The 3,408-nt window shown below is 60.0% G+C and carries 5 protein-coding genes; 2 read left to right on the forward strand and 3 right to left on the reverse strand.

All coding sequences use genetic code 11. The annotated features are described in order from the left end of the window. Nucleotides 1–20 precede the first annotated feature (20 nt). Complete coding sequence (locus tag C9413_RS29785) at nt 21–272, reverse strand: hypothetical protein (RefSeq protein WP_210263657.1); 252 nt, start codon at nt 270–272, stop codon at nt 21–23. 170 nt (nt 273–442) lie between these two features. Further along, entirely contained in the window at nt 443–661 is a 219-nt protein-coding gene (locus C9413_RS29790) for a hypothetical protein (protein WP_040115909.1), read from the reverse strand. A 92-nt stretch (nt 662–753) separates the two neighbouring features. Between C9413_RS29790 and C9413_RS29795 the strand changes: the two genes are divergently transcribed. Further along, the gene (locus tag C9413_RS29795) at nt 754–1,179 is read left to right on the forward strand and encodes a hypothetical protein (RefSeq protein WP_318299964.1); all 426 of its coding nucleotides are present in this window, start codon (nt 754–756) and stop codon (nt 1,177–1,179) included. 197 nt (nt 1,180–1,376) lie between these two features. Here C9413_RS29795 and C9413_RS29800 read toward each other — a convergent pair whose 3' ends face one another. Next, a complete protein-coding gene (locus C9413_RS29800; RefSeq protein ID WP_040115911.1) occupies nt 1,377–2,279 on the reverse strand; it encodes a LysR family transcriptional regulator in 903 nt (300 codons plus the stop codon). A 94-nt stretch (nt 2,280–2,373) separates the two neighbouring features. Between C9413_RS29800 and C9413_RS29805 the strand changes: the two genes are divergently transcribed. Further along, nucleotides 2,374–3,261: an aldo/keto reductase family oxidoreductase gene (locus tag C9413_RS29805; protein WP_348648814.1), complete on the forward strand. Its 888-nt coding sequence runs from the start codon at nt 2,374–2,376 to the stop codon at nt 3,259–3,261. The last annotated feature ends 147 nt before the right edge of the window (nt 3,262–3,408 follow it).

The raw sequence follows: 3,408 nt of genomic DNA on the forward strand, positions 1-3,408 counted from the left end.
GATGGGGACTCCTAATCCTGCTAACTCAATGGCCCAACCGTGTAGGTCTTGTCGCCGTTGTTGCGCACGTGACCGAGGCCAGGAAACGGGAGGTGTGCGCCTGCGATGAGGTATCGATCCTTCGCAGCATCACCGAAGACTCGCCAATGCTCTTGCTCGGCCTCGGCACTGTCGACGTCATATCCGATCGTGACGGCCGGATCGACAAATTGCACTGCGGCGACATGGACGATATCGCCCCAAAGGAGCAGCTTTTCGCCTTTGCTTTCCACTTCGTACATCGTATGACCAGGAGTATGCCCGTAGGCCGGCTGGGCCTGGAGGTTTCAACCTGCCAAGAAAGTTGCTTTTCAGGGCATCGGCGATCCGCGCGGTGTCTCCTTGCAACATCTTCCTAGCCGCAAGCAGATTCTTGCCATCGGAAAGTACCGTGACCTCACAGTCACCAACCATCAAACGAAAGAAGCCGAATGAGCTCGCGCAATTCTTCCACCGTGTAGCCGATCGGCGCTCCTGCCACTCGCGAACGGCCTTTCAGATTGCCAGGCAGTCGCTCGTTTGAACTACCGAGGAAAAGGTCCTGCTCCATGGTGACTAAGAGCTGCTTATGACGATCGTGTGGAACAAGTTGATCGGTCGGATGTTCGTCATTTTCAACCATCAGGATTCTGCGTCATGCGAGTTTTACCCGTCATCGCCCTAACTTGCGCCACCTGTCTGACTTCGAACGCGTCCGCTTCTGAAGAAGACTTCTTGAAGTCGATCGAAGGACAGTGGACGGGCGGCGGAGCGGTCCTGACAAAGCTCGGCGGAAGCAAGGTTGATGTCTCGTGCAAAATGCAATCCGATGCCAAATCGTCCAGCTTTTCGATGAACGGCTCATGCCGAGCGTTTGCCGTTGTCACGCGCAGCTTTACCGCGAACGTCAAGGCGTCTGGAGAAGCGTATTCCGGCATTTATGTCGGAATATCCGGTAAGCCGTCCACACTCGTGGGCAGCCGAGACGGGAATACCATTAAACTCGATGTTACCTGGGCCAATACAATCTATGGGGACCGCCAAGCGAAAATGACGATCGAGAAGGTTGGCGAGGACGGTCTTCGAATTCGAACGATCGATCAAGATCCAGCGTCTGGGAAGTCGATTGTCACCACTCAATTAGATTTGAGGCGACGTTGAACGGCTATCGTCCGTCTTTTCCGAGAGCCTGTGACGGCGGCGTCGCTCCTTGGGCCGTCTACAGTGAACAAACGTCGGCCATTGGTTCAAAGCTCCGCACTGCCCGGTCGGAGTGTTGATCGACAGCGGCGCGTAAAGGCGCACCGCAATAGTGTCAGGAGGCAGGCTCCCAATATGACGTCAAAGGTCAGCGCTGGTCAGCCGATGCACTTGATGAAATCGATGAATGCACGCAGTGGCGCCGGCACGAGGCGCCGTCCAGGATAGTAGAGAAACGGCCCAGAGAAGGCCTGCCACCAGGGTTCAAGGACGGGTTCGAGGGCGCCGCGATTGAAATAAGGCTTCAGCCAGTCCTCGAACAGCCCCACGATGCCGACGCCGGCGATCGCCGCATCAACGGCAAGATCGACGGCTCCGCCAATCCCCACGGTCAACGGACCTTCCGGATCGACCCGCACGACCTCGCCGTCCCGCTCGAACTCCCACGGCGTCATCATCGCACCGCTCGGAAAGCGACCGCGTAGGCAGGCATGGCTGAGCAGATCGCGAGGATGAACGGGCCGCCCATGGCGATCAAGGTAAACCGGAGACGCAGCGGTGGCGAACCGCTGGACACGAGGTCCGATCGGCACCGCGATCATATCCTGCTCCAGCCGCTCCTCGTAGCGGATACCGGCATCGCATCCGGCCGCCAATACGTCGACGAAACTTTCCTCGGCGATCACCTCCAGCCGGATGCCAGGATAGGCCGCCAGGAATGGCGGAACGATGCCGGGCAGCACCAGCCGCGCCGCGCTGACCGGCACGTTCAGGCGCAACGAGCCCGCGGGCCGATCGCGAAAGCCGTTCACCACGTCGAGGGCGGTTTCCACCTCGTTCAACGCCGGGCCGAGCCGCTCTAGAAGGCCATGACCAGCGTCGGTCAAAACGACGCTGCGTGTCGTACGGTTGAGCAGCCGGACGCCGAGCTGCGCTTCAAGGCGGCGGACCGCCTCGCTCAAGCCCGACGCGCTTGCACCGCTTGCACGCGCTGCGTCGCGAAAGCCCTTGGCGCGCGCCACCGCCACGAAAGCGCTCAGATCACCTAGATCGACACTCACTGTTCGCCTCTCCGCACAGCCTGTGCAGATTGTATCCGGTTATCGCGCGGATGACCAACCCCTATCTACGCCTTGATCAGATAAGGGAAAGATGGTGACCAGCACCGAAAACCAATCCAAAACCTTCGTCCTCGACGACCGCACCGTGAAGCGACTGGGCTACGGCGCCATGCAACTTGCAGGGCCTGGGGTGTTCGGTCCGCCCAAGGACCGTGACGCGGCATTGGCCGTATTGCGCGAAGCAGTGGAGCGCGGGGTCAATCACATCGACACCAGCGACTTTTACGGCCCGCACGTGACCAACCAGTTGATCCGCGACGCACTCGCACCCTATGGCGAAGATCTCGTCATCGTCACCAAGATCGGCGCCCGGCGCGGCGAGAATGGATCCTGGCTCTCGGCCCTCTCGCCGGGAGAACTGACCCAGGCCGTGCATGACAATTTGCGAAATCTCGGTCTCGACGTGTTGGATGTCGTCAACCTTCGGATTATGTTCGACGCCCATGGCCCGGCCGAGGGATCAATCGAGGCGCCGCTCACCGCCCTGGCCGAGCTCCAGCGGCTGGGCCTGGTGCGACAGATCGGGTTGAGCAATGTCACCCCCACGCAAGTCGCAGAAGGACGCCGGATTGCCAAAATCGTTTGCGTGCAGAACCAGTACAATTTAGCGCATCGGGGAGACGATGCCCTGATTGACGATCTTGCCCGCGATGGCATCGCCTATGTGCCGTTCTTTCCGCTCGGCGGATTCAATCCGCTGCAGTCGTCTATCTTGTCCGACGCCGCTCAACGCCTCGGCGCCACGCCATTGCAGGTCGCTCTCGCCTGGCTGCTTCGCCGGGCGCCGAACATCCTACTGATCCCCGGCACCTCCTCGGTTGCGCATCTGCGCGAGAACCTCGCCACGGCGGAACTTGATCTGCCGAATGATACGCTTGATGCATTGGACGGCATTGCAGGAAACGTCAGTTCCGCCGGATGACCCGACGATTAGCTTGCTTCCGGGCTCAGCCGGCGCTCGGCAATCGGGTGAAAAGCCGGCAGCGCGATCGTACTCAGCAAAGTCTGCTTTTCACTCATAGACTCGGTTCGGCCGCACTGTGCTGCAGCAATTGCTTTCGTTGAACGC

Source organism: Rhizobium sp. SEMIA 4085 (assembly GCF_013004495.1).
Taxonomy (GTDB): Bacteria; Pseudomonadota; Alphaproteobacteria; order Rhizobiales; family Rhizobiaceae; genus Rhizobium; species Rhizobium gallicum.

Coding starts and splice junctions, on each gene's coding strand:
- C9413_RS29790 (WP_040115909.1), bottom strand. CDS start 661: ATGGTTGAAAATGACGAACATCCGACCGATCAACTTGTTCCACACGAT.